General features: G+C 66.3%; 21 protein-coding genes. 14 read left to right on the top strand and 7 right to left on the bottom strand.

Annotation, left to right across the window (positions count from 1 at the left end):
* Positions 1-4: 4 nt before the first annotated feature.
* Both pcnB and ASB57_RS16960 read left to right on the top strand, forming a co-directional pair.
* Positions 5-1,366, top strand: a complete 1,362-nt coding sequence (gene pcnB, locus ASB57_RS16955) for a polynucleotide adenylyltransferase PcnB (protein ID WP_057653290.1) — start codon at positions 5-7, stop codon at positions 1,364-1,366.
* Positions 1,363-1,923, top strand: coding sequence for a 2-amino-4-hydroxy-6-hydroxymethyldihydropteridine diphosphokinase (locus ASB57_RS16960; protein ID WP_082621666.1), 561 nt, complete (start codon positions 1,363-1,365; stop codon positions 1,921-1,923). Before pcnB ends, ASB57_RS16960 begins: the two co-directional genes overlap by 4 nt.
* A 40-nt stretch (positions 1,924-1,963) precedes the next feature.
* On the opposite strand, the gene ASB57_RS16965 is transcribed toward ASB57_RS16960, so the two are convergent.
* The 3 genes from ASB57_RS16965 to ASB57_RS16975 form a co-directional block, all read right to left on the bottom strand.
* Entirely contained in the window at positions 1,964-4,387 is a 2,424-nt protein-coding gene (locus tag ASB57_RS16965) for an autotransporter outer membrane beta-barrel domain-containing protein (protein WP_082621667.1), read from the bottom strand.
* Positions 4,388-4,566: 179 nt separating this feature from the next.
* Positions 4,567-6,090 carry a fumarate hydratase gene (locus ASB57_RS16970; RefSeq protein ID WP_057653292.1) on the bottom strand — a complete coding sequence of 508 codons (1,524 nt, stop codon included), beginning with the start codon at positions 6,088-6,090 and terminating at the stop codon, positions 4,567-4,569.
* A 281-nt stretch (positions 6,091-6,371) separates the two neighbouring features.
* A complete protein-coding gene (locus ASB57_RS16975) occupies positions 6,372-7,139 on the bottom strand; it encodes a crotonase/enoyl-CoA hydratase family protein (RefSeq protein WP_057653293.1) in 768 nt (255 codons plus the stop codon).
* Between the two features lie 163 nt (positions 7,140-7,302).
* On the opposite strand from ASB57_RS16975, the gene glyQ reads away from it, so the two are divergent.
* The 9 genes from glyQ to ASB57_RS17020 all read left to right on the top strand — a co-directional run bounded on the left by glyQ (position 7,303) and on the right by ASB57_RS17020 (position 16,235).
* Positions 7,303-8,217 carry a glycine--tRNA ligase subunit alpha gene (glyQ, locus tag ASB57_RS16980; protein WP_057653294.1) on the top strand — a complete coding sequence of 305 codons (915 nt, stop codon included), beginning with the start codon at positions 7,303-7,305 and terminating at the stop codon, positions 8,215-8,217.
* Positions 8,218-8,255: 38 nt separating this feature from the next.
* Entirely contained in the window at positions 8,256-10,406 is a 2,151-nt protein-coding gene (glyS, locus tag ASB57_RS16985) for a glycine--tRNA ligase subunit beta (protein WP_057656213.1), read from the top strand.
* Positions 10,403-10,942, top strand: a complete 540-nt coding sequence (gene gmhB / locus ASB57_RS16990; protein WP_057653295.1) for a D-glycero-beta-D-manno-heptose 1,7-bisphosphate 7-phosphatase — start codon at positions 10,403-10,405, stop codon at positions 10,940-10,942. The genes glyS and gmhB overlap by 4 nt, the downstream gene beginning before the upstream one ends.
* A gap of 4 nt (positions 10,943-10,946) precedes the next feature.
* Positions 10,947-11,675: a 1-acyl-sn-glycerol-3-phosphate acyltransferase gene (locus tag ASB57_RS16995; RefSeq protein WP_057653296.1), complete on the top strand. Its 729-nt coding sequence runs from the start codon at positions 10,947-10,949 to the stop codon at positions 11,673-11,675.
* On the top strand, positions 11,662-12,678 hold the full coding sequence (locus tag ASB57_RS17000; RefSeq protein ID WP_082621668.1) for a M48 family metallopeptidase: 1,017 nt from the start codon (positions 11,662-11,664) through the stop codon (positions 12,676-12,678). Before ASB57_RS16995 ends, ASB57_RS17000 begins: the two co-directional genes overlap by 14 nt.
* Positions 12,679-12,771: 93 nt before the next feature.
* Positions 12,772-13,167: a lactoylglutathione lyase gene (gene gloA / locus ASB57_RS17005; protein WP_057653297.1), complete on the top strand. Its 396-nt coding sequence runs from the start codon at positions 12,772-12,774 to the stop codon at positions 13,165-13,167.
* 1 nt (position 13,168) lies between these two features.
* The gene (gene def / locus ASB57_RS17010; protein WP_057653298.1) at positions 13,169-13,702 is read left to right on the top strand and encodes a peptide deformylase; all 534 of its coding nucleotides are present in this window, start codon (positions 13,169-13,171) and stop codon (positions 13,700-13,702) included.
* 71 nt (positions 13,703-13,773) lie between these two features.
* Positions 13,774-15,000 carry a nucleoside recognition domain-containing protein gene (locus ASB57_RS17015; protein WP_057653299.1) on the top strand — a complete coding sequence of 409 codons (1,227 nt, stop codon included), beginning with the start codon at positions 13,774-13,776 and terminating at the stop codon, positions 14,998-15,000.
* An 80-nt stretch (positions 15,001-15,080) separates the two neighbouring features.
* Positions 15,081-16,235 (top strand): glycerate kinase, encoded by a 1,155-nt coding sequence (locus ASB57_RS17020; protein ID WP_057653300.1) that lies wholly within the window; start codon positions 15,081-15,083, stop codon positions 16,233-16,235.
* A 3-nt stretch (positions 16,236-16,238) separates the two neighbouring features.
* On the opposite strand, the gene rsmA is transcribed toward ASB57_RS17020, so the two are convergent.
* Genes rsmA through ASB57_RS17035 form a run of 3 tightly spaced genes read right to left on the bottom strand, consistent with a single transcriptional unit; the run spans position 16,239 to position 21,155 of the window.
* A complete protein-coding gene (gene rsmA / locus ASB57_RS17025; RefSeq protein ID WP_057653301.1) occupies positions 16,239-17,057 on the bottom strand; it encodes a 16S rRNA (adenine(1518)-N(6)/adenine(1519)-N(6))-dimethyltransferase RsmA in 819 nt (272 codons plus the stop codon).
* Between the two features lie 19 nt (positions 17,058-17,076).
* On the bottom strand, positions 17,077-18,672 hold the full coding sequence (locus ASB57_RS17030; RefSeq protein ID WP_231755175.1) for a peptidylprolyl isomerase: 1,596 nt from the start codon (positions 18,670-18,672) through the stop codon (positions 17,077-17,079).
* The gene (locus tag ASB57_RS17035; protein ID WP_057653302.1) at positions 18,669-21,155 is read right to left on the bottom strand and encodes an LPS-assembly protein LptD; all 2,487 of its coding nucleotides are present in this window, start codon (positions 21,153-21,155) and stop codon (positions 18,669-18,671) included. The genes ASB57_RS17030 and ASB57_RS17035 overlap by 4 nt, the downstream gene beginning before the upstream one ends.
* 175 nt (positions 21,156-21,330) lie before the next feature.
* Here ASB57_RS17035 and ASB57_RS17040 point away from each other — a divergent pair, with 175 nt between their 5' ends.
* The 3 genes from ASB57_RS17040 (at position 21,331) to ASB57_RS17050 (ending at position 23,992) form a co-directional block, all read left to right on the top strand.
* Entirely contained in the window at positions 21,331-22,371 is a 1,041-nt protein-coding gene (locus ASB57_RS17040; protein WP_057653303.1) for an aminoglycoside phosphotransferase family protein, read from the top strand.
* A gap of 29 nt (positions 22,372-22,400) precedes the next feature.
* Positions 22,401-23,108, top strand: coding sequence for an N-acetylmuramate alpha-1-phosphate uridylyltransferase MurU (gene murU / locus ASB57_RS17045; protein ID WP_057656217.1), 708 nt, complete (start codon positions 22,401-22,403; stop codon positions 23,106-23,108).
* 182 nt (positions 23,109-23,290) lie between these two features.
* Complete coding sequence (locus ASB57_RS17050) at positions 23,291-23,992, top strand: DUF6776 family protein (RefSeq protein ID WP_057656218.1); 702 nt, start codon at positions 23,291-23,293, stop codon at positions 23,990-23,992.
* Between the two features lie 24 nt (positions 23,993-24,016).
* Here ASB57_RS17050 and ASB57_RS17055 read toward each other — a convergent pair whose 3' ends face one another.
* Complete coding sequence (locus tag ASB57_RS17055; RefSeq protein ID WP_057653304.1) at positions 24,017-24,565, bottom strand: cytochrome b; 549 nt, start codon at positions 24,563-24,565, stop codon at positions 24,017-24,019.
* Positions 24,566-24,607 lie beyond the last annotated feature (42 nt).

The raw sequence follows: 24,607 nt of genomic DNA on the forward strand, positions 1-24,607 counted from the left end.
ATCGATGATCACTGAAACCATAAGAAAATTCGTCGGCCGGCTTTTCCCGGCACGTGGTCCCCTGCGCATATCGGCGGACAAGCACGGCATCGATCGCCGCAACGTTTCGCGGCACGCGATCAAGGTCTGCGAGGTACTGCGCCAGCACGGCTTCGAGGCTTTCATCGTCGGCGGCGCGGTGCGCGACCTGATCGTCGGCATCGAGCCCAAGGACTTCGACATCGCCACCAATGCGACGCCCGAGGAAATCCGCCCCCTGTTCCGCCGCGCCCGCATCATCGGCCGCCGCTTCCAGCTGGTTCACGTAGTGTTCGGCCAGGAGATCATCGAGACCTCCACGTTCCGCGCGCCCGCCTCGGAAGACCAGGAAACGGATGAGCATGGCCGCATTCTGCGCGACAACGTCTTCGGTTCGCAGGCGGAAGACGCCGCGCGCCGCGACTTCACCTTGAACGCGCTGTACTACGACCCGCTCAGTGAAGAAGTCATCGATTACCACAACGGTGTCGCCGACCTGAAGAAGCGCATCGTGCGCATGATCGGCGACCCCAACAAGCGCTATCGCGAAGACCCCGTGCGCATGCTGCGCGCCGTGCGTTTCGCGGCCAAGCTCAACGGCACCATCGAGCCGGCCACGCGGGAACCCATCCGCACCATGGCCGACCTGATCGAGAACGTGCCGGCTTCGCGCCTGTTCGACGAAATGCTCAAGCTGCTCACTTGCGGCCACGCCATGGATTGCCTGCGCCAGTTGCGCGCCCAGGGCCTGCACCACGGCGTGCTGCCCCTGCTGGACGTGGTGCTGGAGCAGCCCGGTGGTGAAAACTTCGTCGAGCTGGCGTTGGAACGCACCGACGCCCGCGTGCGCGCCGGCAAGAGCATCAGCCCCAGCTTCCTGTTCGCCGCCTTGCTGTGGCAGCAGGTCGAAGTCCGCTGGCGCCAGTTGTCCAAGGGCGGCGAGCAGAGCATTCCGGCGCTGATCCAGGCAGCCGACTCGGTGCTGGATGAACAGACCGAGAAGCTGGCCATCCAGCGCCGCTTCTCGTCCGACATGCGCGAGATCTGGTTCATGCAGCCGCGCTTTGAACGGCGCGTCGGCAAGACGGCCTTCCGCATGCTGGAGCAGCCGCGCTTCCGCGCCGCCTGCGATTTCCTTCAGTTGCGCGCCGCCGCCGGCGAATTCGACAGCGTGCTGGCGCAGTGGTGGATGGACCTCGCCAACGGCGACGACATCACCCGCACGCAAATGATCGACGAGGCGTCGCGGGCACCGCGTGGCCGCGAAGAAGAAACGGCCCAGCGCCGCCGCCGGCGTCCGCGCCGCAAACCTCCGGGTGCCGGTGCGCAGCCGGGTGGCGACGCATGACACGCAACGCGGCGCCGCCCGGGAACCTGGGCGACGCACGGGGGCCCGCTGATGCAACGCAAGGCCCCGATCAGGAAACCCAGGCCATCACTGCCTACATCGGCCTGGGCGCCAATCTGGGGGATGCGGCAGCGACCCTGCAAGCGGCCTTGCAGGACCTGGCCGCCAGCCCTGGAATACTGGACTGCGAGCAGTCGCCCTTCTATCGCTCGGCGCCGGTGGACGCCGGTGGTCCCGACTACGTAAACGGTGTGGCGCGCTTGCGCACCACGCTGGCGCCCCTGGCCCTGCTGGACCTGCTGCAGGCCCTGGAAAATCGCCATGGCCGCGAGCGTCCTTACTGGCACGCGCCGCGGACCCTGGACCTGGACCTGTTGCTCTACGGCGAACTCAGCCTGGATGAGGCGCGTTTGACCGTGCCCCATCCCCGCATGCACGAGCGCGCCTTCGTCTTGCAGCCGCTGCTGGACCTGGCGCCGGCGTTGCGGCTGGCGCAAGGGCCAGCCGCGCAGCTCCTGGCAGGCATCACCGGACAGGATATCGAACGCCTGCGGTGAACCTGCCCGGCTCAGGCCGCGTCAAGAACGGTCTGAGCGGTCAGAACTGATAGCGGTAGCCGACCTCCACAGCGGCGGGCTGCTTGTAGCCCTGGCCCCGGGTATAGCGATAGTCGGCATAGAGGCTGTGCCGCTTCGCCACATTAAGCATTACGCCGCCGCCGACTTCGAAGCGCGTGCCGCCCATCCCGGGACTCAGGGTGATGCCGTTGGCAACGACGTCGCCATTGTTTGCCCAGGCTTTGGCCACCCCCACGCGGACGTAAGGCGTCACCATCCCCTTGTCGATCTCGATGTCGCGCCCCAGCTTCAGCGCCGCGCGGGCCTGCAACACGGTGCCGCTGCCCGTCCGCACCGACATCCCGTCATTGCTGTCGAAATTGGCCGAGCCCAGATGCAGATAGTCGGCGCCCATGCGCGGCTCCAGGAACCAGCCATCCTGGAAACCGAAACGGCGGCCGGCATCCAGCGACAGTCCCAAGCCGTTCCTGTTGTAGGCGGCGCGGCTGCTGCTGCCGTCCGTGCCGATCGAGTTGTACTTGTTGTTCAAGCGGTTGTAGGTCAGGCCCGTGCTGACGAACGTGCCGTCATCGGCGATATACGCACCGTAGAGGCCTGCCTGATAGCTGTCCGTCTTGCCTTTGCCGCCGTCGCCCAGATTGCGATCGGCGCGCGTGTAGCCGGCCAGCCCGCCCAGTACCCAGCGGCCCTGCTCCGTCATGAAGCTGCGGTCAGCGCCCAGGCGCATGCCGGCCAGTTTCTGCGAAAACGCATCGCCGAGGCCATTGTCGATGGTCTGCCGCGTGCCCAGATTGCGCATCCAGAAGCCTGTCGCCGCGTTGTCCCTGCCCACCTCGTCCAAACGCGAAGCCATCATGCCGCGCTCGGCATTCCACAGATTGAAGGACGTGCCCAGGCCCGCGGTATTGACGACCGCGCGCGCCTGCGTCGAAAGGCTCGGATCGACATCCGGCGCGGGCGCTGGCTGGGGCGGCGGCGCGGGTTGCGGATCTGGTTGCGGCTGAGGACCGGGTCCGGGCTTGGGTCCTGGCTTGGGATCCGGTTTCGGCCCTGGCTTGGGGGGTGGCGCTGGAGGCACCGGCTTCTCCCCGGCATACACCAGCCGCCACGCATCGCCGCCCGCCTCGCCTTCGGCCTTGTTCAGCCGGTATTGATACACACCGGCCTCGACGATCTGGCCTTTGTTTTTCAAAGCAAAGTCGCCCTCGCCCTTCTGACCGGCGGTGATCATCGCGGGCATCGTCTTGATGTTGGCTTCCTTGCCGGAATTGCGCACCAGCAGACCATGCTTGCCCTCCACCTTGCCCCCGATGGTCAGGCGATCCGTGATGCCGTTGCTCGTATCGACGCGCATGTCGAGCAAACCGCCGCTACCCTTCAAGTCCCCCTTCACGTCCAGCAACGTGGATTGCGGTCCCGTGAAAGCGATCCTGCCGTTGCCGGACAGCCCCAATGCAGTGACCGACGAGTCGTTGTTGACGAACCATGTGCCCCTGTCACGCACGTCGACTTGCACCGCGTGTCCCGTGACGGTCGGCGAGTAGTAGGTTCTGCCTGTCCACGCTGCGTCGTCGCGTACGGTGATATTGACGTTCGGCGCTGCGGTGTCCTGCCGGTCGGCTCCGATGTCGCCTTCCGCTTGCGCCTTGTCGCGCATGTCGATCAGGATCGGACCGCGGCCGCCATTCTCCGATACTGTCCTGGCAAGGACACCGTTCCCGCTTTTTACCGTGGTGGTGCCTCCCAGTTCGAGCGCTGTCTGCTTCGCCCCGTACTGGATCAACTTGAAGGCAGCCGCCTTATCCGTGACGATATTGACGTTCCTCGCGATCAAATCTCCGCCACTCACTTGCGCGGCGTATGAGTCCGTGCCTTGCGTATGTATCGATCCGCCGATCAGCGTAGCCCCTGGGTTATCCCCTGTACCATCCAACCTGTAAGCGGGGGAATTAGCGCCTTCGGTCAGCACCTGCACGTCCTCGAAGAGGTTTTGTTCGGCTGACCCATTAAATAAAACGACGCCCGAGCTGTGCGCGTCGGTCGTTTTGATAGATGTCCCTTGAAGCCACAGCTTTCCAGTGCTACCTAAGAAGCGGTATAGCGCCCCCGATTCGTCCCTCCCGTCTTGCTGGCTGCGCGGCTCGAGAACTATTTGCCCGCCATCCAGCCTTACGTTGGCACTCTCATAGAGCATGAGGCCAGGGTTCCCGTGTTCGCCGAGGAAAATACCATTATGAATATAGTGGTCTCCGTCCCTGAACTCCTGGTTCTTGTACGTCTGGCCTGACGGTTCCTTCAGGTCGGCAGCGGCCGCATTCAACGCGGGCAAGCCGAACAGAAGCGCGCATAGCGTCGTCGGCAACAGCCTGACGCGCGCCTGGGATTGAAATGATTTACTCAGCCTTCTGCGCTTGGCGCCAGCGGCGACAATCTGGTGATTCATTGGGGTCTTCTACCTTCCGTTTCAAGAGGAACGGGAAGCGTAGAAGTTGGCGAAGCGCGGGAATATCAGCGCTGCCGGTGAATACTTTCTGGAAAATCCGGCATTGGCGCGGCAACGCGCCGCGCATGGGAAGCGCATTTTCGCTTCCCATGCGAAGTCACACCATTACGGCATCGTGCTTACGCGGTGGCGACCGGGATCTTGCCGATGCGGGCCTGCCACTCCTTCGGGCCGGTGGTATGCACCGACGTGCCCTGCGCGTCCACGGCCACGGTCACGGGCATATCCTTGACGTCGAACTCGTAGATCGCTTCCATGCCCAGGTCGGCGAACGCCAGGACCTTGGCCGAGCGAATCGCCTTGGACACCAGGTAGGCGGCGCCGCCCACGGCCATCAGATACGCCGAGCCATGCTTGCGGATGGCCTCGATCGCCACGGGACCGCGCTCGGACTTACCGATCATGGCGATCAGGCCGGTCTTGTCCAGCATCATGTCGGTGAACTTGTCCATGCGGGTGGACGTGGTGGGGCCCGCCGGGCCGACCACTTCGTCGCGCACCGGATCGACCGGGCCGACGTAGTAGATGACGCGGTTGGCGAAATCCACCGGCAGGGGCTCGCCCTTGGCCAGCATGTCCTGGATGCGCTTATGCGCGGCATCGCGGCCGGTCAGCATCTTGCCCGACAGCAGCAGGGTCTGGCCCGGTTTCCAACTGGCCACTTCCTCGCGCGTCAAGGTGTCCAGGTTGACCTGGCGGGACTTGTTGTAGTCCGGCGCCCAATGCACTTCGGGCCATTCGGACAGCGACGGCGGCGTCAGTTGGGCGGGGCCCGAACCGTCCAGTTCGAAATGCGCGTGGCGCGTGGCCGCACAGTTCGGAATCATGGCCACGGGCAGCGACGCCGCGTGGGTCGGGAAGGTGGCGATCTTGACGTCCAGCACCGTGGTCAGGCCGCCCAGGCCCTGGGCGCCGATGCCCAGGGCGTTGACCTTCTCGTACAGTTCGATGCGCAGTTCTTCCAGCTTGTTTTGCGGACCGCGGTCGAGCAGTTCGTACATGTCGATGTCTTCCATCAACGACTGCTTGGCCAGCAGCGCCGCCTTCTCGGCCGTGCCGCCGACGCCGATGCCCAGCATGCCGGGCGGACACCAGCCCGCGCCCATCGAGGGCACCGTCTTCAGCACCCAGTCGACCAGGGAGTCGCTGGGGTTGAGCATGGCGAACTTGGACTTGTTTTCCGAACCGCCGCCCTTGGAGGCGAGCTGCACGTCGACCTTGTCCCCGGGGACGAGCTCGACGTTGACGATACAGGGCGTGTTGTCCTTGGTGTTGCGGCGGGCGAACAGCGGGTCGTCCAGCACCGAGGCGCGCAGGGGATTGTCGGGGTTCAGGTAACCGCGGCGCACGCCTTCGTCACAGAGTTCCTGCAGGCTGCGCTTCGTGTCGAAGCGCACGCTCATGCCGACCTTGAGGAAGACGTTGACGATGCCGGTGTCCTGGCACAGCGGACGCTTGCCTTCGGCGCACATGCGGGAGTTCGTCAGGATCTGGGCGATGGCGTCGCGGGCAGCGGGGCTTTCCTCGCGTTCGTAGGCGCGAGCCAGGTGACGGATGTAGTCGACGGGGTGGTAGTAGCTGATGAACTGGATTCCATCGGCGATCGACTGGATGAAATCCTCTTCCTTGATGGTGACGGTCATGGCAAAGGTGAGCGAAGTTGTTTAGAAAGTGAAACCGCCGGGATTGTAGCCCCCCGCTAAGCGGAGACCTTGATTCATAAGACCTGTGCTTCGCACAGGTCTTCCCGAGAGGGGACGGACGCGCGCGCCCGCTTCAGCGACAGACCAGGGACCGGGGGCCAGCTTCATCAACGGGCTGGGGACCCCGCGGAGCGGGGTCCCCAAATAAAAAGACCTGTGCATCGCACAGGTCTTCCTCCCCGCCGCGGGCAGCGGCCCGCGGCAGTGTCCGCCCCGGCGGATTACTTTCCCGTCCAGACGGGTTTACGCTTTTCAGCGAACGCAGTGGCCCCCTCTTTCGCGTCGGCCGACGTGAAAATGTGGGCGATCAGCGGCCGTTGGCGGTCGAACATCCCCTCCTGCTCCCAATCCCCCGATTGCGCAACGATGCTCTTGGCGGTCTGCACGGCCAGCGGACCGTTCTCGACGATGGCGCGGGCCAGGGTCAACGCGCCCTCCAGGGCCTGCCCCGGCTCCGTCAGCCGGTTGACCAGCCCGAAGGCATGCGCCCGCTCGGCGCTGAACATGTCCCCCGTCAGCACGATTTCCATGGCGATGTGGTACGGCAGCCGGCGCGGCAGGCGCACCATGCCGCCGGAACCCGCCACCAAGCCGCGCTTGACCTCCGGCAGCCCGAAGCTGGCGTTGCGCGCGGCCACGATCAGATCGCAGGCCAGGGCCATTTCGCAGCCGCCGGCCAGGGCGTAGCCTTCCACGGCCGCGATCAGGGGCTTCTTGGGCGGGCGCTCGTTCAACCCGGCAAAACCGCGGCCGGCGATCAGCGGCCGCTCGCCGCTCTGGGCGAAAGCCTTCAGGTCCATGCCCGACGAAAACGTGTTGCCGCCCCCCGTCAGGATGCCGATGCGCACGTCCGGCCGGCTGTCCAGCTCATCCAGAGCGGCGGCCATGGCCTGGGCGGCCTGCAGGTTGATGGCATTGCGGGCGTCAGGACGGTTGATGGTGATGATCTGGATGCCGTCGGTGACTTCCACCTTGATCAGGTCGGACATGGGTTAGCTCCTCGTTGTAAATGATTGTGCCGGTTGGCGCGGGCAGGCAGCCGTCAGGCGACCGGGCCGGCCACCCAGGATTTACGCATAATACGTCCCCCGGCCGCTCCAGTTAAAATGCCGGGTTTGTCATCGACAGCCGGCGGCCAGATCGCCACGCCCTATGCTCACTTTTCAGCAAATCATCCTCAAACTCCAGGAATACTGGGACAAGCAGGGCTGCGCGCTGCTGCAGCCCTACGACATGGAAGTGGGCGCGGGCACCTCGCATACCGCCACCTTCCTGCGCTCCATCGGGCCGGAACCCTGGCGCGCGGCCTACGTGCAGCCCTCGCGCCGCCCGAAGGACGGCCGCTACGGCGAAAACCCGAACCGGCTTCAGCACTATTACCAATACCAGGTCGTCCTGAAGCCGGCGCCCCCGGAAATCCTCGACCTGTATATCGGCTCGCTGGAAGCGCTGGGCATCGATCCGCGCCAGCACGACATCCGCTTCGTCGAGGACGATTGGGAAAACCCCACGCTGGGCGCCTGGGGCCTGGGCTGGGAAGTCTGGCTCAACGGCATGGAAGTGACCCAGTTCACGTACTTCCAGCAGGTCGGCGGCCTGAACTGCTCGCCCACCACCGGCGAGATCACCTACGGCCTGGAACGCCTGGCCATGTATCTGCAGGACGTCGAAAGCGTCTATGACCTGGTCTGGACGCAGGGCGCCAACGGCCGCCCCGTGTACTACCGGGACGTGTTCCATCAGAACGAAGTGGAGCAGTCCACCTACAACTTCGAGTACTCCTCGGCCGAAATGCTGTTCGCGCATTTCAACGACTACGAGTCCGAAGCCAAGCGCCTGATGGAAGTGCCGCTGGCCCTGCCGGCCTACGAAGCGGTGCTCAAGGCGGCGCACACGTTCAACATGCTGGACGCGCGCGGCGCCATCAGCGTGACCGAACGCGCCGCCTACATCGGCCGCATCCGCAACCTGTCGCGCGCCATCGCGCAGGCCTATTACGAATCGCGCGAGCGCCTGGGCTTCCCCATGCTCGGCGCGGCGTCCTCGACGACGGAGGCCGCAGAATGACGACTACCCCTGACACTGCCACCAAGCCGATCGATTCAGTGACCTCGAACTCCCGCCCCCTCCTGGTCGAACTGCTGACCGAGGAATTGCCGCCCAAGGCCCTGCGCAAGCTGGGTGTTGCCTTCGCCGAAGGCGTGCGCGCCACCCTGGCCGCGCGCGGCCTGCTGGCCGCCGACTGCTCGGTGCAGCCCTACGCCACGCCCCGCCGCCTGGCCGTACGCCTGTCGGCCGTGCTGGCGCAGGCGCCCGACCAGGACTATGCCGAAAAGCTGATGCCGGTGAAAATCGGCCTGGACGCGGACGGCAAGGCCACCCCCGCGCTGCTGAAGAAGCTGGCCGCCAAGGGTCTGGAGCACATCGATCCCGCCACCCTGGCGCGTGAATCCGACGGCAAGCAGGACGTCCTGGTGGCGCGCGGCAAGGCGCCCGGCGCGGCCCTGGCCGCCGGTTTGCAAGAAGCCATCGATGCCGCCATCGCCGGCCTGCCCATTCCCAAGGTGATGAGCTACCAGCTGGCCGACGGCCAGACCACGGTGAAATTCGTGCGTCCGGCCCACCGCCTGGTGGCGCTGTATGGCGCCGACATCGTGCCGGTGGCGACCTTGGGTCTGATTGCCGGCCGCAAGACGCTGGGCCATCGCTTCATGAGCCAGGGCGAAATCACCATCCCCGATGCCGACAGCTACACGACGCAGCTGCTGGAGAAAGGCAAGGTCATCGCCGACTTCGATATCCGCCGCGCCGACATCCAGCGCCAGCTCGACGCGCACGCCGGCGAGCTGGGCGCCATCCTGGGCGACGACCCTGAAGTCGAGGCCCTGCTGGACGAAGTCACTGCCCTGGTCGAACACCCCACGGTCTACCGGGGCCAGTTCGAGGAACAGTTCCTCGACGTGCCGCAGGAATGCCTGATTCTGACCATGCGGTTGAACCAGAAGTATTTCCCGCTGTTTTCGCCCGCGACCGGCAAGCTGACCCATCGTTTCCTGATCGTCAGCAACATGCAGGTGGACGATCCGGTCAACATCGTCGAAGGCAACCAGCGCGTGGTGCGCCCGCGCCTGGCCGACGCGCAGTTCTTCTTCGTCACGGACCGCAAGACCCCGCTGGCCGCGCGTGTCGAGCAACTGGGCAGCATCGTTTATCACAACAAGCTGGGCAGCCAGTTGCAGCGCGTCGAGCGCGTGCGCGCCATCGCGCGCGGCATCGCCACCGCCTTGAATGTCGACCCGCACAACGCCGACCGCGCCGCCCTGTTGGCCAAGGCCGACCTGGGCACCAATATGGTGGGCGAGTTCCCCGAGCTGCAAGGCATCATGGGCGCGTATTACGCCCAGGCCGACGGCGAACCGGACGACGTGGTGACGGCCCTGCGCGGCCAGTACCGCAACCGCATGGACACGCCGGTCGACGCGGCGGGCCTGACGGCCGCCATCCTGTTCGTCGCCGAGCGCGCCGAAACGCTGGTCGGTATCTGGGGCATCGGCCTGGCGCCGACCGGCGAACGCGATCCCTATGGCTTGCGCCGCGCCGCCCTGGGCCTGATCAGCGCCTTCGAGCAACTGGCCGCCGGTGGCCTGCTGAAAGCCAGCGAAAACGGCCCCCTGACCCTGGACGGCGTGCTGGACCTGGCCGCGGCCACCTTCGATGCCAGCCAGATCGCGCCGGCTGACCTCAAGAATGCCGTCGCCGAAGTGCGCGCCTTCATCTTCGAGCGCTATCGCAACCAGCTGGCCGCCGACTTCGACCGCAACTCGGTCGAGGCCGTCATTGCCCTGGCGCCCCCGCTGCATCAAGTCGCGGCGCGGGTGCGTGCGGTGACCGCCTTCAGCGCCCTGCCGCAGGCCGCCAGCCTGGCCGCCGCCAACAAGCGTGTCGGCAACCTGCTGAAGAAAGCCGAGGACGGCATCGGTACGTTGGACCCGGCCCGGCTGTCCGAACCCGCCGAGCAGGCCCTGGCTCAGGCCATCGCCGACCTCAGCCCGCGCGCCCAGGCCCAGTTCGATGCTGGCGACTTCGCCGGCAGCCTGAGCACCCTGGCCGCCGCGCGCGAACCGGTGGACGCCTTCTTTGCCGATGTCATGGTCATGGCCGACGACCCGGCCGTGCGTGCCAACCGGCTGGCCCTGCTGGGCCAGTTGCACGGCCTGATGAACAAGGTGGCGGACATTTCCAGGCTGGCCCAGTGAAACTGATCATCCTCGACCGCGACGGCGTCATCAATCAGGACAGCGACGCCTTCGTCAAATCGCCCGACGAATGGATCGCCCTGCCCGGTTCGCTGCAGGCCATCGCGCGCCTGCGCCAGGCTGACTGGACGGTGGTGGTCGCGTCGAACCAGTCCGGCCTGGGCCGTGGCTTGTTCGACATGGCCACGCTCAACGCCATCCACGCCAAGATGCGGCGCGAAGTGAGCGTCGCCGGCGGCGCCATCGACGCGATCTTCATCTGTCCCCACCTGCCGGAAGACGGCTGCGACTGCCGCAAGCCGTTGCCCGGCATGTACCGGCAGATCGCCGACCGTTACGACGTCGACCTGGCCGGCGTGCCGGCCGTGGGCGACTCGCTGCGCGATTTGCAGGCCTGTTCGGCGATGGGCTGCTCGCCCTGGCTGGTGAAGACGGGCAATGGCATCAAGACCATGGCCAAGGGCGGACTGCCGGACGGCACCCGCGTGGCCGACGACCTTGCCGCCGTCGCCGACATCCTGCTTGGGGAGGCCTGAAATCTTGGATTTCCTGCGCTCCCTGCTCTACCTGCTGTTCCTTTCCGTCACCGTCATTCCTTATGCCCTGGCCTGCATCCTGTGGGCGCCGCTGCCCCAGCACTGGCGCTACCGGCTGACCGTGGGCTGGCCGCGCCTGGCCATCTGGGGTGCGCGCGTCATCTGCGGCATCCGCTGGCGCGTCCACGGCGCGGAGAACTACCCCGATGGGCCCGCCATCCTGCTGTCCAAGCACCAGTCGGCCTGGGAAACCCTCTATTTCCCCGCGCACGCACCGCGCGAGGTCTGCTTCGTCTACAAGCGTTCGCTGCACTGGATCCCCTGCTTCGGCTGGGGTCTGGCGCTGCTGCGCATGATCGCGATCGACCGCAGCAAGGGTCGCGATGCTTTCGAACAGGTGGTGCGCCAGGGCAAGATGCGCCTGGAGGAAGGCCGCTGGCCGCTGCTGTTCCCCGAAGGCACCCGCGTGGCGCCCGGCAAGACAGCCCGCTTCAAGATGGGCGGCGCGCTGCTGGCCTCGCGCACGGGCGCACCGGTGGTCCCCATCGCGCACAACGCCGGCGAATGCTGGCGCCGTAACGCCTTCATCAAGCGGCCGGGCCTGATCACGGTCAGCATCGGCCCCGCGATAGAATCGCAAGGCAAGACTCCCGAGGAACTGAATCGTCAGGTCCAGGAATGGATAGAAGGCGAGATGCGTCGCCTCAACCCTGAAAGGTATGGCGCGGAATAATCAGCTCGAATTGTTGTTCAGTGCGCCGGCAGACGATGCCGGCGCGCTTGACGAGCCCGCGGCGCTGGCCCGCGACGGGGCCGAGGTGCCGCAACGCGTCCCGGACAACGGCAAGCACACGGATGCCGGTTCCGGCTCGGATACCGGCACCGTCCGCGAGGACGGCCCCCGCACGGGCGGCCCTGGCCAGGGCTTTTCCCTGGCCCCGTCCAGCCCCCTGCTGCAGATTCCCACGCCCTGCCCGCCCACGCTGCCCGATGGCGCGCGCTGGCGCGTCGTGGAGGCGCCGCAGCAGCCTATCGGCTTCGTGCTCTTGCGCTCGCGCCGCCGCAGCATCGGTTTCGTGGTCAGCGACGATGGCCTGCGCGTGACGGCGCCGAACTGGGTCACCTTGAAACAGATCGACGAGGCCGTGCTGGAAAAAGGCCGCTGGATCCTTGCCAAGCTGCGCGCCTGGCATGACCGCAAGGAACAGCTGGCCCTGTCGCAAACACGCTGGCAGGCCGGCGGCGTCCTGCCCTACCTGGGCAAGCGGATCACCATCGCCCTGGGCTCGAACGACCGTCATTCCGCCCTGGCGGGAGATGCCGACCAGCCGCAGGACGGCGACCTGCTGCGCCTGACCCTGCCGGCCGACGCCGACGGTCCGCGCATACGCGACGCCGCCCAGGCCTGGCTGCAGCAGCGTGCCGGGGTCCTGTTCGGCGCGCGGCTGGGCCATTTCCTGCAAGCCAGCGGCCTGAAGATCAAGCGCTGGCGGCTGTCTTCCGCGGCCACGCGCTGGGGCTCATGCACCAGCGACGGCCACATCATGCTGAACTGGCGGCTGATCCATTTCTCGCCCGCCATCATCGATTACGTCATCGCGCATGAGCTCGCGCATCTGCGCGAGATGAACCACAGCAGCAACTTCTGGGCGGAAGTGGGCCACATCCTGCCCGATTACGAAAAAGCCCGCGACGTGCTGCGCCGCCACGACCCGGCCTCGCTGCCGACATTCTGAGTCCCGCCCGGACACCCGCCGCCGCGGCGGACCCGGGCCATGGCTTTATCATCTGCTGGTCCTACAATAGCGCTTTGTACAAGGAGCCCCCCCATGCGTATCCTCCACACCATGCTGCGCGTCGGCAATCTGGAAAAGTCGATCGAGTTCTACACCCAGGTACTGGGCATGCGCCTGCTGCGCAAGAAGGACTATCCGGACGGCAAGTTCACGCTGGCCTTCGTCGGCTATCAGGACGAAGAAGACGGCGCCGTGCTGGAACTGACGCACAACTGGGACACGCCCAGCTACGATCTCGGCAACGGTTACGGCCACATCGCGCTGGAGGTCACGAACGCCTACGAGACCTGTGACAAGGTCCGCGAGCTCGGTGGCAAGGTCACGCGTGAAGCCGGCCCGATGAAGCACGGCACCACCGTCATCGCCTTCGTCGAGGACCCGGACGGCTACAAGATCGAATTCATCCAGCGCAGCGGCCGCAACGACTGACATGATTCATCAGATCCTCAAGATGGGCGACCCGCGCCTGCTGCGCGTGGCGCAGCCGGTGCAGGCGTTCGACACACCCGAGCTGCACGCCTTGATCGAAGACATGTTCGAGACCATGGCGGCGGCCGGGGGTGTCGGCCTGGCCGCGCCGCAGATCGGCATCGACCTGCAACTGGTCATCTTCGGCTTCGACAGCAGCGAGCGCTATCCGGACGCGCCGGCGGTGCCCCGCACCATTCTGTGCAATCCCGTCATCACCCCCTTGGGCGACGAGATGGAAGAAGGCTGGGAAGGTTGCCTGTCGGTGCCCGGCTTGCGCGGCCTGGTGCCGCGCTACCGCCACATCCGCTATACCGGCTTCGATCCGGCGGGTACGCCCATCGAGCGGGAAGCCGACGGTTTCCACGCGCGCGTCGTGCAACATGAGTGCGACCACCTGATCGGGCGCCTGTATCCGACCCGCATGGCCGACCTGACCAAGCTGGGTTACACGGAAGTCCTGTTCCCGCATCTCGATCCCAACAGCGACGACTGACGGCCCTGCCGCAAGGACATCCCGCCGCATGATGAGCACTGCATGACGCCCACCGGACGGAGCCCGCACGCATGTTGAACCGGCTCTGGCTGGCCTTCTTCGTCGTGGCTGCCGTCGCGGCCCTGACGCGCTGGGTGGGCGGCGAGCCGCAAGTGTTCGCCGCCATGATCGCCGCGCTGTTCGACATGGCACGCCTGTCGGTGGAGATCATGGTGCTGCTGTTCGGCACCCTGACCCTCTGGCTGGGCTTTCTGCGCATCGCCGAGCAGGCCGGCCTGGTCGAGCGCCTGGCGCGCCTGCTGAGTCCCTTGTTCGCCCGCCTGATGCCCGAAGTGCCGCGCGGCCACCCGGCAGTCGGCCTGATCACCCTGTGCTTCGCCGCCAACGGCCTGGGGCTGGACAATGCCGCCACGCCTATCGGCCTGCGCGCCATGCGCGAATTGCAATCGCTCAATCCCTCACCCGAACGCGCGAGCAATGCACAGATCCTCTTTCTGGTGCTGAATGCGTCGTCGCTGACGCTGTTGCCGGTGACGCTGTTCATGTTCCGCGCCCAGCAAGGCGCCAGCGATCCCACCCTGATCTTCCTGCCCATCCTGCTGGCCACCTGCGCGTCCACCCTGACCGGCCTGCTGGCCGTGGCGTTCTGCCAGCGCCTGCGCCTGCATGACCCCGTCGTTCTGGCGTGGCTGGTCGGCACGGCGCTGCTGCTGGGCGGCTTTTGCGCCATCCTGGCCGGGCTTTCCGCCAGCGCCATCAACGCGCTGTCTTCGCTGCTGGGCAACCTGACCCTGTTCGGCATCATCATGGCGTTCCTGCTGGCGGGCGCATGGAAGAAGGTGCCGCTGTACGACAGCTTCATCGAGGGCGCGCGCCAAGGCTTCGACATCGCCCGCGACCTGCTGCCCTATCTGGTGGCCATGCTGTGCGCCGTCGGCGTGCTGCGCGCGTCGGGCGCGCTGGAGTTCACGCTCGACGGCATCCGCTGGCTGGCCCACGCGGCCGGCTGGGACACGCGCTTCGTCGACGCCTTGCCCACGGCCCTGGTCAAGCCCTTCTCCGGCAGCGCCGCCCGCGCCATGATGCTGGACACCATGTCGCACTTCGGCGCCGACAGTTTTCCTGCCTTGCTGGCCGCCACCATGCAGGGCAGCACCGAGACCACCTTCTATGTCCTGGCCGTGTACTTCGGCGCCGTCGGCATACGCCGCGCGCGCCACGCGGTAGGTTGTGCCCTGCTGGCCGACCTGGCCGGTGTGCTGGCATCGATCGCCGTGTGCTACTGGTTTTTCGGCTAGGCGAATGTCGGCCCGCGCCGCAGGTATGATGTGGCGGCCAGCCACATCTTCGACCTCCTGAACGCGCTACGAGACCGCACGTGAAAATCGTCATCGCTCCCGACTCCTTCAAAGAAAGCCTGTCCGCGCCTGAAACCGCCGCCGCGATCGCGCGGGGCGTACGCGAAGCCTGCCCCGCCGCGGAGATCGTCTGCATCCCGATGGCCGACGGCGGCGAAGGGACGGTGGACGCGGTGCTGGCGGCGATGCGCAGCCAGGGCGATGGGCAGACCCACGGCGAATGGCGCCACACCCGCGTGCAGGATGCCCTGGGCGAGCCGGCGGACGCCGCGTGGGGCTGGGTCGAACCCCATACCGCCGTCATCGAGATGGCCGCGGCAGCCGGCCTGGAACAGGTTCCGCCGGCGCGCCGCGATCCCCTGCGCGCCACCAGCCACGGCGTGGGCGAGTTACTGCGCGCCGCCCTGGACGCGGGCGCGCAACGCATCATCCTGGGCCTGGGCGGGTCGGCCACCAATGACGCCGGCGCGGGCCTGCTGACGGCCCTGGGCCTGCGCATCCTTACCGCCGACGGCAGCCCGGTGACGCCGGGTGGCGGCGGTCTGGCGCAAGCCGCAACCCTGGATACCAGCGGCCTGGATCCACGCCTGGCCCACGTTCGCATCGAAGTGGCTTGTGACGTCGACAACCCCTTGTGTGGCCCCAAGGGCGCGTCCGCGGTATTCGGCCCGCAGAAAGGCGCCACACCCGCCCAGGTGGCTGAACTGGATGCGGCCTTGGGGGTGTTCGCCGATCTCTGCGCCCGCACTTTGGGCCGCGACGAACGCGACGCGCCGGGTGCCGGCGCCGCCGGCGGTCTGGGCTATGCCGCGCACGCCTTCCTGGGCGCGCACTTTCGGCCGGGTGTGGAGCTGGTGGCGGAACTGGGTGGCCTGGCGGCCGCCATGCAAGGCGCCGATCTGGCCTTCACGGGCGAAGGACGTATGGATGAACAGACCCTGCACGGCAAGACGCCGGCCGGCGTGGCCCGCATCGGCAAGGCCGCCGGCGTGCCGGTGGTGGCCTTGGCCGGATCGCTGGGCGCGGGTTATGAACGCTTGAACGAAGTCGGCATCGTCGCCGCCTTCAGCCTGGCGCCTGGACCGATCACCCTGGACCAGGCCTGCGCCCGCGCGGCGGAGTTGCTGGCGGAGCGGGCCCGCGATGTGACGCGTTTGTTTCTGGCGGGCCGCTAAAGATCAACCGTCCAGCTCGGCGCTATGCGGACGCGACGGTCCGACCAGGCCGGCTGCCTGCAACACGTCGGCCAGCGCGATGAAGCGCTCCACGGATACTTCCTCGGCCCGCGCGGTCGGCGCGATACCCAGGTCGTCCCACGGGATCACGGCGGCCCACTCGCCCAAGGCACGGCGCAGCATCTTGCGGCGCTGCGCGAACGCCTTGGCCACCACCTGCTCCAACGCCGCGTCGCTTTGCGGACGCGGACGGTCGGCCGGCAGAGGCACCATGCGCACCACGGCCGACACCACGCGCGGCGGGGGATCGAACGCTTCAGGCGGCACGTCGAACAACTTTTCCATGCGATAGCGCGACTGCAGCATGACCGACAGGCGGCCATAGTCGGGCGCCGAAGGATGCGCCACCATGCGGTCAATGACTTCGCGCTGCAACATGAAATGCTGGTCGCGCACGTGATCGGCCGCTGCCATCAGATGAAACAACAGGGGACTGGAGATGTTGTAGGGCAGATTGCCGACCACCCGCAGCTCTTCGCCGAAGGACGCGAAGTCCACGGTCAGCGCATCCGCCTCGACCACGGTCAGGCGCTCGGCCGGATACTGGCCGCGCAAGCGCTGCGCCAGATCCCGGTCGATTTCGACCACCGTCAACCGCGCCGCCTGGCGCAACAAGGGCGCGGTCAGCGCGGACAGGCCGGGGCCGATCTCCACCAACCGGTCGTCGCGTCCGGGCGCGATGGCCCGCACGATGCCATCCACCACACTTTCATCGACCAGGAAATGCTGGCCGAAACGTTTGCGAGCCTGATGTCGGGTCATGAACGACGTCCGCGCCCGATCAACGGTCAGCGCGGTCGCGCTGGACCTGCTTTTCAAGACGGTTGTCGATATAAGCCTGATCGTGCAGTTGATCCAGCCAATCCTCGAAGGCCGGCTCGGAGCGGCGCTCGAACAGGATGCGGCGCGCCTGCATGCGCTGCATCTCGTCGGCGACGTCCTTCTCGCGGCGTTCGAGCACCTGGATCAGGTGCCAGCCGAAAGGCGACTGGATCGGTTCGCTGATCTCGTTGACCTTCAAGCCGTTCATCGCGGCTTCGAAGGGCGGCACGGTTTCGCCGGGGCTCAACCAGCCCAGGTCACCGCCCTGCGGCGCCGTGGCATCCTGGGAGTTCTGCCGGGCCAGGACGGCGAAGTCCTCGCCGCCCGACACGATGCGCTGGCGCAGCAGCTCCAGGCGCTGACGCGCCTGTGCGTCATTGACCACCGCCGACGTTTTGATCAGGATGTGGCGCGCATGCGTCTGCGTCACTTGCATCGGGCCCTGCTGCAGCGCCGGGCCGCCTGGTTGCTGGGGCATGGCCTGTTGCGGCGCGGGCGCCGGTGCCGGCGCGGACCCGCCATTGGCGCGATCCAGCACCTTCAGGATGTGGAAACCGTTGCCGCTCTGGATGATGCCGCTGACCTGCCCCCGGGGGACATTACCGATCGCGCGCACGAACAGGTCGGGCCAGCCGTCCAGCGGCCGCACACCCATGGCGCCGCCTTGCAGCGCTTCCGGGCCGTCCGACGTGGCGGCCGCCACGCTGGCGAAATCGGCGCCGCCCTTGATGCGAGCCAGGATGTCTTCGGCCTTCTTGCGCAGGGTGGCCACCTGTTCCGTCGTCGCACCGTCCGGCACGCGCACCAGGATCTGGGCCAGGGCCACGCGATCCGACGCCGCGGCGGCGGTTTGTTGCGCCTCGGGTGCGGCCTGCGCGATCGGCCCGGCGGCCGGAGCACCGCCCCGGCGACGTTGCTGTTCTTTCAGATAGGCATCGACTTCCGCGTCGGAAATCACGATGCCGGAATCGACCGTGCGGGTGCGCAGGCGATCGGACAGCACCTCATCCGAAATATTGCGGCGGTACTGCTCCCACGTGATGCCGCTCTTCTCCACTTCCTTGCGCAAGGCATCCATCGGGATCTTGTTGCGGGCGGCAATGGTCGAGATGGCCTGGTCGACCGTGGCCCCGTCGACCTTGATATTCAGGCGGGCGGCTTCCTGGCGCTGCAGGCGCTGCATGATCAAACGCTGCAAAACCTGGCGCTGCAGCACATCCTGCGGCGGCGGCTGGATCTTGTTGCGCGCCAGTTCGCCCGTCGCGGCCAGGGTCGCGTCGCGGACTTCACGCAAGGTGATCACGTCCTTGTTGACGACCGCCGCGATGCCATCGGCAAACTGCTCAGGCTGGGGGGCAGGCGCCGCGGCTTCGGCGGGCTTGCCGCGCGCTGGCGTGGCGGACTTGGCCGGCGTCTTGGCCTGCGTCCTGGACGTGGCATTGGCGGGCGTATCGGCCGACCATGCCGGCGACGGCGTCGCGGCATAGATCGCCAACAAAGCGGCGGACAGGATGCCGCGCCAGGCGGAACGGGGGGCAAACACACTATGCATCATTCGTACCTTTCAAAACTCGTACCGGGCTGCACGGGCGGCGTGGTCTGCTCGTAGCCCGGGATATTTTTCTTCATCAGCTTGAGCGGGTCGGTACCCAGGGAGCCCAGGCCCGTCAGTTCAAGCTGGAAGAAGAAAGCATTGTTCACGTCGGTGGTCGACACGGCGTAACGCTGGAACACGAAGCGTCCGGTCCAGCAGCAATCGCCTTTGTACTCCACCCCGGCGATGGCCTGAGTGACGCGCCGCTGGGCGGGCTCGCCAGTGTAGGGGTCGACCACCCCGTCGCCGCCGCGCATCGAGTAGTCGACGCGGCCCACGCCCGACCACCGGCTGGTGAACGGCCACTGGAAGGCCAGGCTGATCTGGTTCTGGCCGGCAGGCTGGTAGTTGGTGTAACCCGTGGTCGTCTGAGGATCGCGCGTGTAGCGGTAAGACAGCGACACGGAAGTCGCCCGTTGCGGCGACCAGCGTGCCGACACCAGGCCGCGCGACCAACGCGAATCGTAGGGATTCCACTGCCCCTCGACGGTCGTCGACAGGGTGTCGGTCAACGCCGCGGTGGCGGCAACCAGATACGCGGAACGCACATCGCTGCGCGGCAGCTCGTTGGGCAGCGTGACCTTCTGGTCTTCGAAGTAGAACTGCTGGCCGGCCGCCAAGGACGCGCGTTCGAAACCGGTGTCCGCGTCCAGCCAGCGCGTGGTCAAGGCCGCGGTCAGCTGATTGGCATTGGCGATCCGGTCCCAGCCGCCGTTATAGATATTCTCTTCGAAGGCCTGCGAGAAGCTGAAGTCCGACAACGACGTATCGTAGACGGGCATCTTCGACTGGTCGCGATACGGCACCCGCAGGTAGAACAGGCGCGGCTCCAGGGTCTGGATCGACGACTTGCCGAACAGCGTGGTGTCGCGCTCGAAGGTCATGCCCGCATCGAGCGACATGATGGGCAAGGTGCGCGACGCGCTGCTGCGATAGTCGTAGGCGCCTGCCCCGAAGCCCGAGTTATCCCCGGGGTGCCAGTTGGTGTTCTGATATTGCGTGAAATTCAAGCCGACCTTGGGCGTGATGTACCAGCCCGGCCGCACGATGGGATAAGCCAGCGTGGGATACATCTGCAGGCGATCGCCGTCGGGCCCGTTATGGGTGTCCTGGAAGATCGGCCGCGAGAAGCGGGTCGCCGTGCTGGTGTACTCCAGGTCGAAACCGTTCAGGTCATAGCGCTGGCCGCTCAAGGACAGCTCGGGCACCTTGTCGTAGGGCGGCAGGATGGGCGCATCCGGATCCTGCAGGGTCTGATATTTGTAGACCTGCACATAGGACTGCCAGTATTGATTGTTCCAGCCGACCATGCCCTGGCGCGGCAGGTAGGTCTGCGCAGCGTCGTTCACCCCGATGGAGGTGAAGTCGCGGAAGTAATCGCCGTCCGACACGCCGGAGATGTTCCAGCTGGTGTAGAAGCCGTTGCCAAGGTTCTGGAAATGCTTGGTGCTGTACAGGTACCGGCTCTCGCCGGTAGTGCGGTCGCTGGACAGATAGGTTCCCATCAAGGTACCGGTATACGTCGGCCCCAGGTAGCGGAACTCCGCGCCAAGCTGCTCGCCCCGCTTGCTCAGCACCCGCGGCGTCAACGTCAGATCGTAGTTGGGCGCCAGGTTGAAGTAGTACGGCACCTGCAGGTCGAAACCGCTGCGGCTGGTCGTGCCATAGGTGGGCGCCAGGAAACCGGACTTACGTTCTTTCTTGACCGGGAAGGTCATGTAAGGCCAAGCCAGGATGGGCGTGTCCTTGAAATACAGCACGCCGTTGCGGGCCATACCTTCGTTCTCGTCGAAATCCAGGTCGATCGACGAGGCCTTGATGTACCAGGCCGGGTTGTCGCAGGAGCAGGCGGTATAGGTAACCTGGTTCAGCCGCATGGTCGAACGGCTGAACAGGTCCGCGTGCTCGGCCTGCGCGCGGCCGCCGGTGGCGCCGAGCCAGAAATCGGGCTTGGTCAGTGCACCGGTATTCGTGTCGACGTTGTAGCTCATGGCCGGGCCGATCGCCAGCGAGCCATCGCGCAGCAGGCGCGCATGGCCTTCACTGGTGGCGACGCCTTCGGCGCGACGGTACTTGACCGTGTCGCCCTTGATGATGGTGTCCATCCGGCGCACTTCGGCGTTGCCCGTCAACGTCACGTTGGAATCGGGATCACCGTCGATATTGTCGGCCTGCATGTAGCCGGCCAGGTTGTCGCCATCGACCTGATGCCGGCGCAACCCCGTGGAGCTACGCAAGCCGGTGCTGTCCTTCAAGCCCATGACCTGCACGGAATTGGCCGCGGGCTGAGCGGCCTTGGGCGGCTTGGCCTTGGCATTCTGCTTGCCCATGCTCTTGGACGCAGTCTTGCTCCAATCGTTGACGGATGAGTCCGCCGGGACTTGCGCCTGGGCGGCCGCGGCCGCGCCAGCAAGGATTAGGATCGACCACCGGACCATGCGCACGTATGAAGAAACCTGAAAAAAAGAGGATGACGGTCGGGCATGGAACGGACAAACACGTCCCAGGAGCCCACCGCGGCGACCCGGTATTATAGAGAAGCCGCGTGACGGCGCGACCCGCCCGTAAAATGGCGGGATACGCGATTAAAACAGCATTTTTCCTCCAGGTCGCCTCCTCTTGAACTCGACACCCGATCCCCGCCAGGACCAGATCCGTCTGTGGCTGCGCAGCTTGCCCGCCGAACTGGGCCTGGACATCGCCTCCCTGGCGCCGGCATCCAGCGATGCCAGCTTCCGCCGTTACTTCCGCCTGAATGCCGCCGCGGGCAGCCTTATCGTCATGGACGCCCCTCCCGAACAGGAGGACTGCCGCCCCTTCATCCACGTCGCCGGCCTGCTGGACGACGCCGGCCTGAACGTGCCGCGTATCCTTGCCCAGGAGCTGGCGCAGGGCCTGCTGCTGCTGACCGACCTTGGCCGCCAGACGTATTACCAGCGGATCCAGGCCGGTTTGCCGGACACGGAACTGCAGACGCTATATCGGCAGGCCCTGGCGGCCCTGGTGCGTTTGCAACAGTCCGCCACCACCGACCTGCCCGCCTACGACACCGCCCGCCTGGCTACCGAACTGGAGCTGTTCCCGGAGTGGTACGTCGACCGCCATCACGGCATGCAGCTGGACGACAAGACCCGCCAGGACCTGGACCGGATCTTCGCCCTGCTGTCCGCCAGCAACGGCGCGCAGCCGCCGGTACTGGTGCACCGGGACTTCCACTCGCCCAACCTGATGGTCTGCGATGAAGACCGTTACGGCCCGAATCCCGGCGTCATCGATTTCCAGGACGCGCTGGCCGGCCCCATCACCTATGACCTGGCTTCGCTGGTCACGGACGCCCGCACCACTTGGGAAGAGCCGCAGCAATTGGACTGGGCCATCCGCTACTGGGAAATGGCGCGTGCCGCCGGCCTGCCGGTGGAGGCCGATTTTGCCGATTTCCACCGTGCCTACGAGTGGATGGGTCTGCAACGCAACCTGCGCATCCTGGGGGTCTTCGCCCGCCTCCACCACCGCGACGGCAAGGCCAATTACCTCGCCCATATCCCGAGAGTAAACACTTACGTCCGCCAGGTCGCGGCGCGCTATGGCGTCTTCACGCCCCTGCTGCGCCTGCTGGACAAGCTGGATGACCGCCAGCCCGTCGTGGGCTACACGTTCTGATGGGACCAGCCGCCATGGGCCAGACCGGCCTGCGCGCCATGATCCTCGCGGCCGGCCGCGGCGAACGCATGCGCCCGCTGACCGACACCCTGCCCAAGCCGCTGCTGTCAGTCGGCGGCGCGCCGCTGATCGTCTGGCACATCCGCCGCCTGGTCGCGGCCGGCATCACCGACATCGTCATCAACCATGCATGGCTGGGCGACCGCATCGAAGCCGCCCTGGGCGACGGCGCGGCGTTCGGCGCGCGTCTGCGCTATTCGCCTGAAGCCCAGGCCCTGGAAACCGCTGGCGGCATCGCCCAGGCCTTGCCGCTGTTGGGCCAGGCACCCTTCCTGGTCGTCAATGGCGACGTGTGGTGCGACTGGGACCCCGCCTGCGCGAAGGCGCAAGCCGAGCTGCTGGAAGCATCAGGCGGCCAGGTATGGCTGTTGATGGTGGACAACCCCGAGCATCATCCCCAGGGGGATTTCCATTTGCTGGACGACGGCACCCTGGCCGCGGCAGGCGGGCGCCGTTTGACCTATGCCGGGATCGGCGTCTACCATCCCAGCCTGTTCACGGGCCTGCAGTCGGGCATGCCTGCCAGGCTCGCCCCGTTGCTGGTCGACGCCATCGGGCGCGGCACGGCCCGGGGGGCGCGGCATGACGGCAAGTGGGTCGATGTCGGTACGCCCCAGCGGCTGGCCGAGCTGGACACAATGTTGACGGCCCGGGCCGCCAAGGCCACGGATTCATGACGTCCGCGGGTCGAAATACTTGGGAACCCTGAGTATTTCACAATATCAATGAGGGCAACGATGCTTGTCGATGGGCCTGTACACAGGCCTTAACAGGTATCCTGTAGCGCCTCGAATGGGCGCGGTTGGCGTATGCCAGCCTGCGTTCCTTGCACGAAACACAGTTTTTTTGGACGGATGGGATGTTCGGACGGTCGCAGCGCTCTGTTTTCAAACCCTCGGTATATCAGCCCGGCAAGCGTTCACGGCGCATGCCGCGCTGGCTCGTGTTGCTGCTGGTGGGCATCGGGCTGGGTGCTGGCGGTGTCCTTTTCCTGCAGACCAATTACGGTCCGCAGCGTCTGACCATCGAGCAATCCGAGCAATTGCACAGCGAACTCAGCGCCGCCAACCTGGACCGCCAGCGCCTGCAAGGGCAGCTTGAGGAAGCCAGCCAGCAGCGCGATTCCGCACGCAGCACGCACGGCAAGCTGACCACCGACCTGGCGCAGGCGCAGCAGCAGATCACGGCCCTGAACAAGGACCTGCAGCTGTTCGAGGAAGCCATTCCGCCCGATCCGCGTGGCAGCAACATCGGTGTGCGCTCCGCCCTGTTGACGCGCGAGCCCGGTCAGCTTGGCTATCAAGTCCTGATCATGCGCGATAACGCCAAGGCCGGCGCTCCCTTCAAGGGCACCGTGCAGTTCGCCGTTGAAGGCCGCTATCCGAACGGCCGCATCGACACCATCGCCCCCGACGCCATCCCCCTGGACCTGGACCGCTATCAGCACATGAGCGGCGGCCTGAAGCTGCCGGACGGCTTCGTTGCCCGTACGGTGACCATCAAGGTGCTGGACGGCGCGCAGCGCCAGCAGGCCATGCGCGTCTATTACGTCCGCGGCTAAGACCCGGCCGGCGCCGGTGGTGCCCTAGAGCATTTTGCGCAGGGTGCCGTCGCGCCGGATGAATTGATGCCACAGCGCGGCCAGCGCGTGCAGGCCGATCAGGTAATACAGCGCATTGCCGATGAACCCATGCGCGGCCCGGACATCGGGACGCAGGTCAGGATGCGCGCCGACCAGCGAGAAAGACCAGTCGGTTCCCATCAGGCTCACAGGCCGGCCCGCCATGTTCGTCATCAGGATTCCCAACAGCGGCTGGGCGATCAGGACGATATAGAACAGCCAGTGCATCGCGCGGGCACAGAGGGCCAGAAAGCCGCCCCCCGCCTCGGCGGCCGGCACGCCGTGCACGAGCCGCCACACCAGGCGCACCGCCATCAGCACCAGCACCGTACAGCCGGCCCAGATGTGGATGCCGGTCCATAGCGTGCGCGAATCGCTGCCGCGCGGTCCGCGTATCTCGATGGCGAACAAGGCCAGCGCGACCAGCAGGAAAACAACCCAATGCAGCACGACTGCGGGACGGCTATAGCGAGCCAGGGGCTGCGCGGTCTGATTGAGGGCTTCGACCTGCATGGCGACTCCTTGAGGAAAGTGGTTGTCAGACTCCGACTGTAT

It is taken from the genome of Bordetella sp. N (assembly GCF_001433395.1).
Lineage (GTDB): Bacteria > Pseudomonadota > Gammaproteobacteria > Burkholderiales > Burkholderiaceae_B > Bordetella_C.

What these genes read in the sequence shown, in the direction of transcription:
- pcnB (WP_057653290.1), top strand. Translation starts at nt 5, where the DNA reads ATGATCACTGAAACCATAAGAAAATTCGTCGGCCGGCTTTTCCCGGCA.
- ASB57_RS16960 (WP_082621666.1), top strand. Translation starts at nt 1,363, where the DNA reads ATGACACGCAACGCGGCGCCGCCCGGGAACCTGGGCGACGCACGGGGG.
- ASB57_RS17055 (WP_057653304.1), bottom strand. Translation starts at nt 24,565, where the DNA reads ATGCAGGTCGAAGCCCTCAATCAGACCGCGCAGCCCCTGGCTCGCTAT.
- ASB57_RS17000 (WP_082621668.1), top strand. Translation starts at nt 11,662, where the DNA reads ATGGCGCGGAATAATCAGCTCGAATTGTTGTTCAGTGCGCCGGCAGAC.
- ASB57_RS17030 (WP_231755175.1), bottom strand. Translation starts at nt 18,672, where the DNA reads ATGATGCATAGTGTGTTTGCCCCCCGTTCCGCCTGGCGCGGCATCCTG.
- rsmA (WP_057653301.1), bottom strand. Translation starts at nt 17,057, where the DNA reads ATGACCCGACATCAGGCTCGCAAACGTTTCGGCCAGCATTTCCTGGTC.
- glyQ (WP_057653294.1), top strand. Translation starts at nt 7,303, where the DNA reads ATGCTCACTTTTCAGCAAATCATCCTCAAACTCCAGGAATACTGGGAC.
- gloA (WP_057653297.1), top strand. Translation starts at nt 12,772, where the DNA reads ATGCGTATCCTCCACACCATGCTGCGCGTCGGCAATCTGGAAAAGTCG.
- ASB57_RS17015 (WP_057653299.1), top strand. Translation starts at nt 13,774, where the DNA reads ATGTTGAACCGGCTCTGGCTGGCCTTCTTCGTCGTGGCTGCCGTCGCG.
- ASB57_RS16975 (WP_057653293.1), bottom strand. Translation starts at nt 7,139, where the DNA reads ATGTCCGACCTGATCAAGGTGGAAGTCACCGACGGCATCCAGATCATC.
- ASB57_RS17050 (WP_057656218.1), top strand. Translation starts at nt 23,291, where the DNA reads ATGTTCGGACGGTCGCAGCGCTCTGTTTTCAAACCCTCGGTATATCAG.
- ASB57_RS16970 (WP_057653292.1), bottom strand. Translation starts at nt 6,090, where the DNA reads ATGACCGTCACCATCAAGGAAGAGGATTTCATCCAGTCGATCGCCGAT.
- ASB57_RS16965 (WP_082621667.1), bottom strand. Translation starts at nt 4,387, where the DNA reads ATGAATCACCAGATTGTCGCCGCTGGCGCCAAGCGCAGAAGGCTGAGT.
- def (WP_057653298.1), top strand. Translation starts at nt 13,169, where the DNA reads ATGATTCATCAGATCCTCAAGATGGGCGACCCGCGCCTGCTGCGCGTG.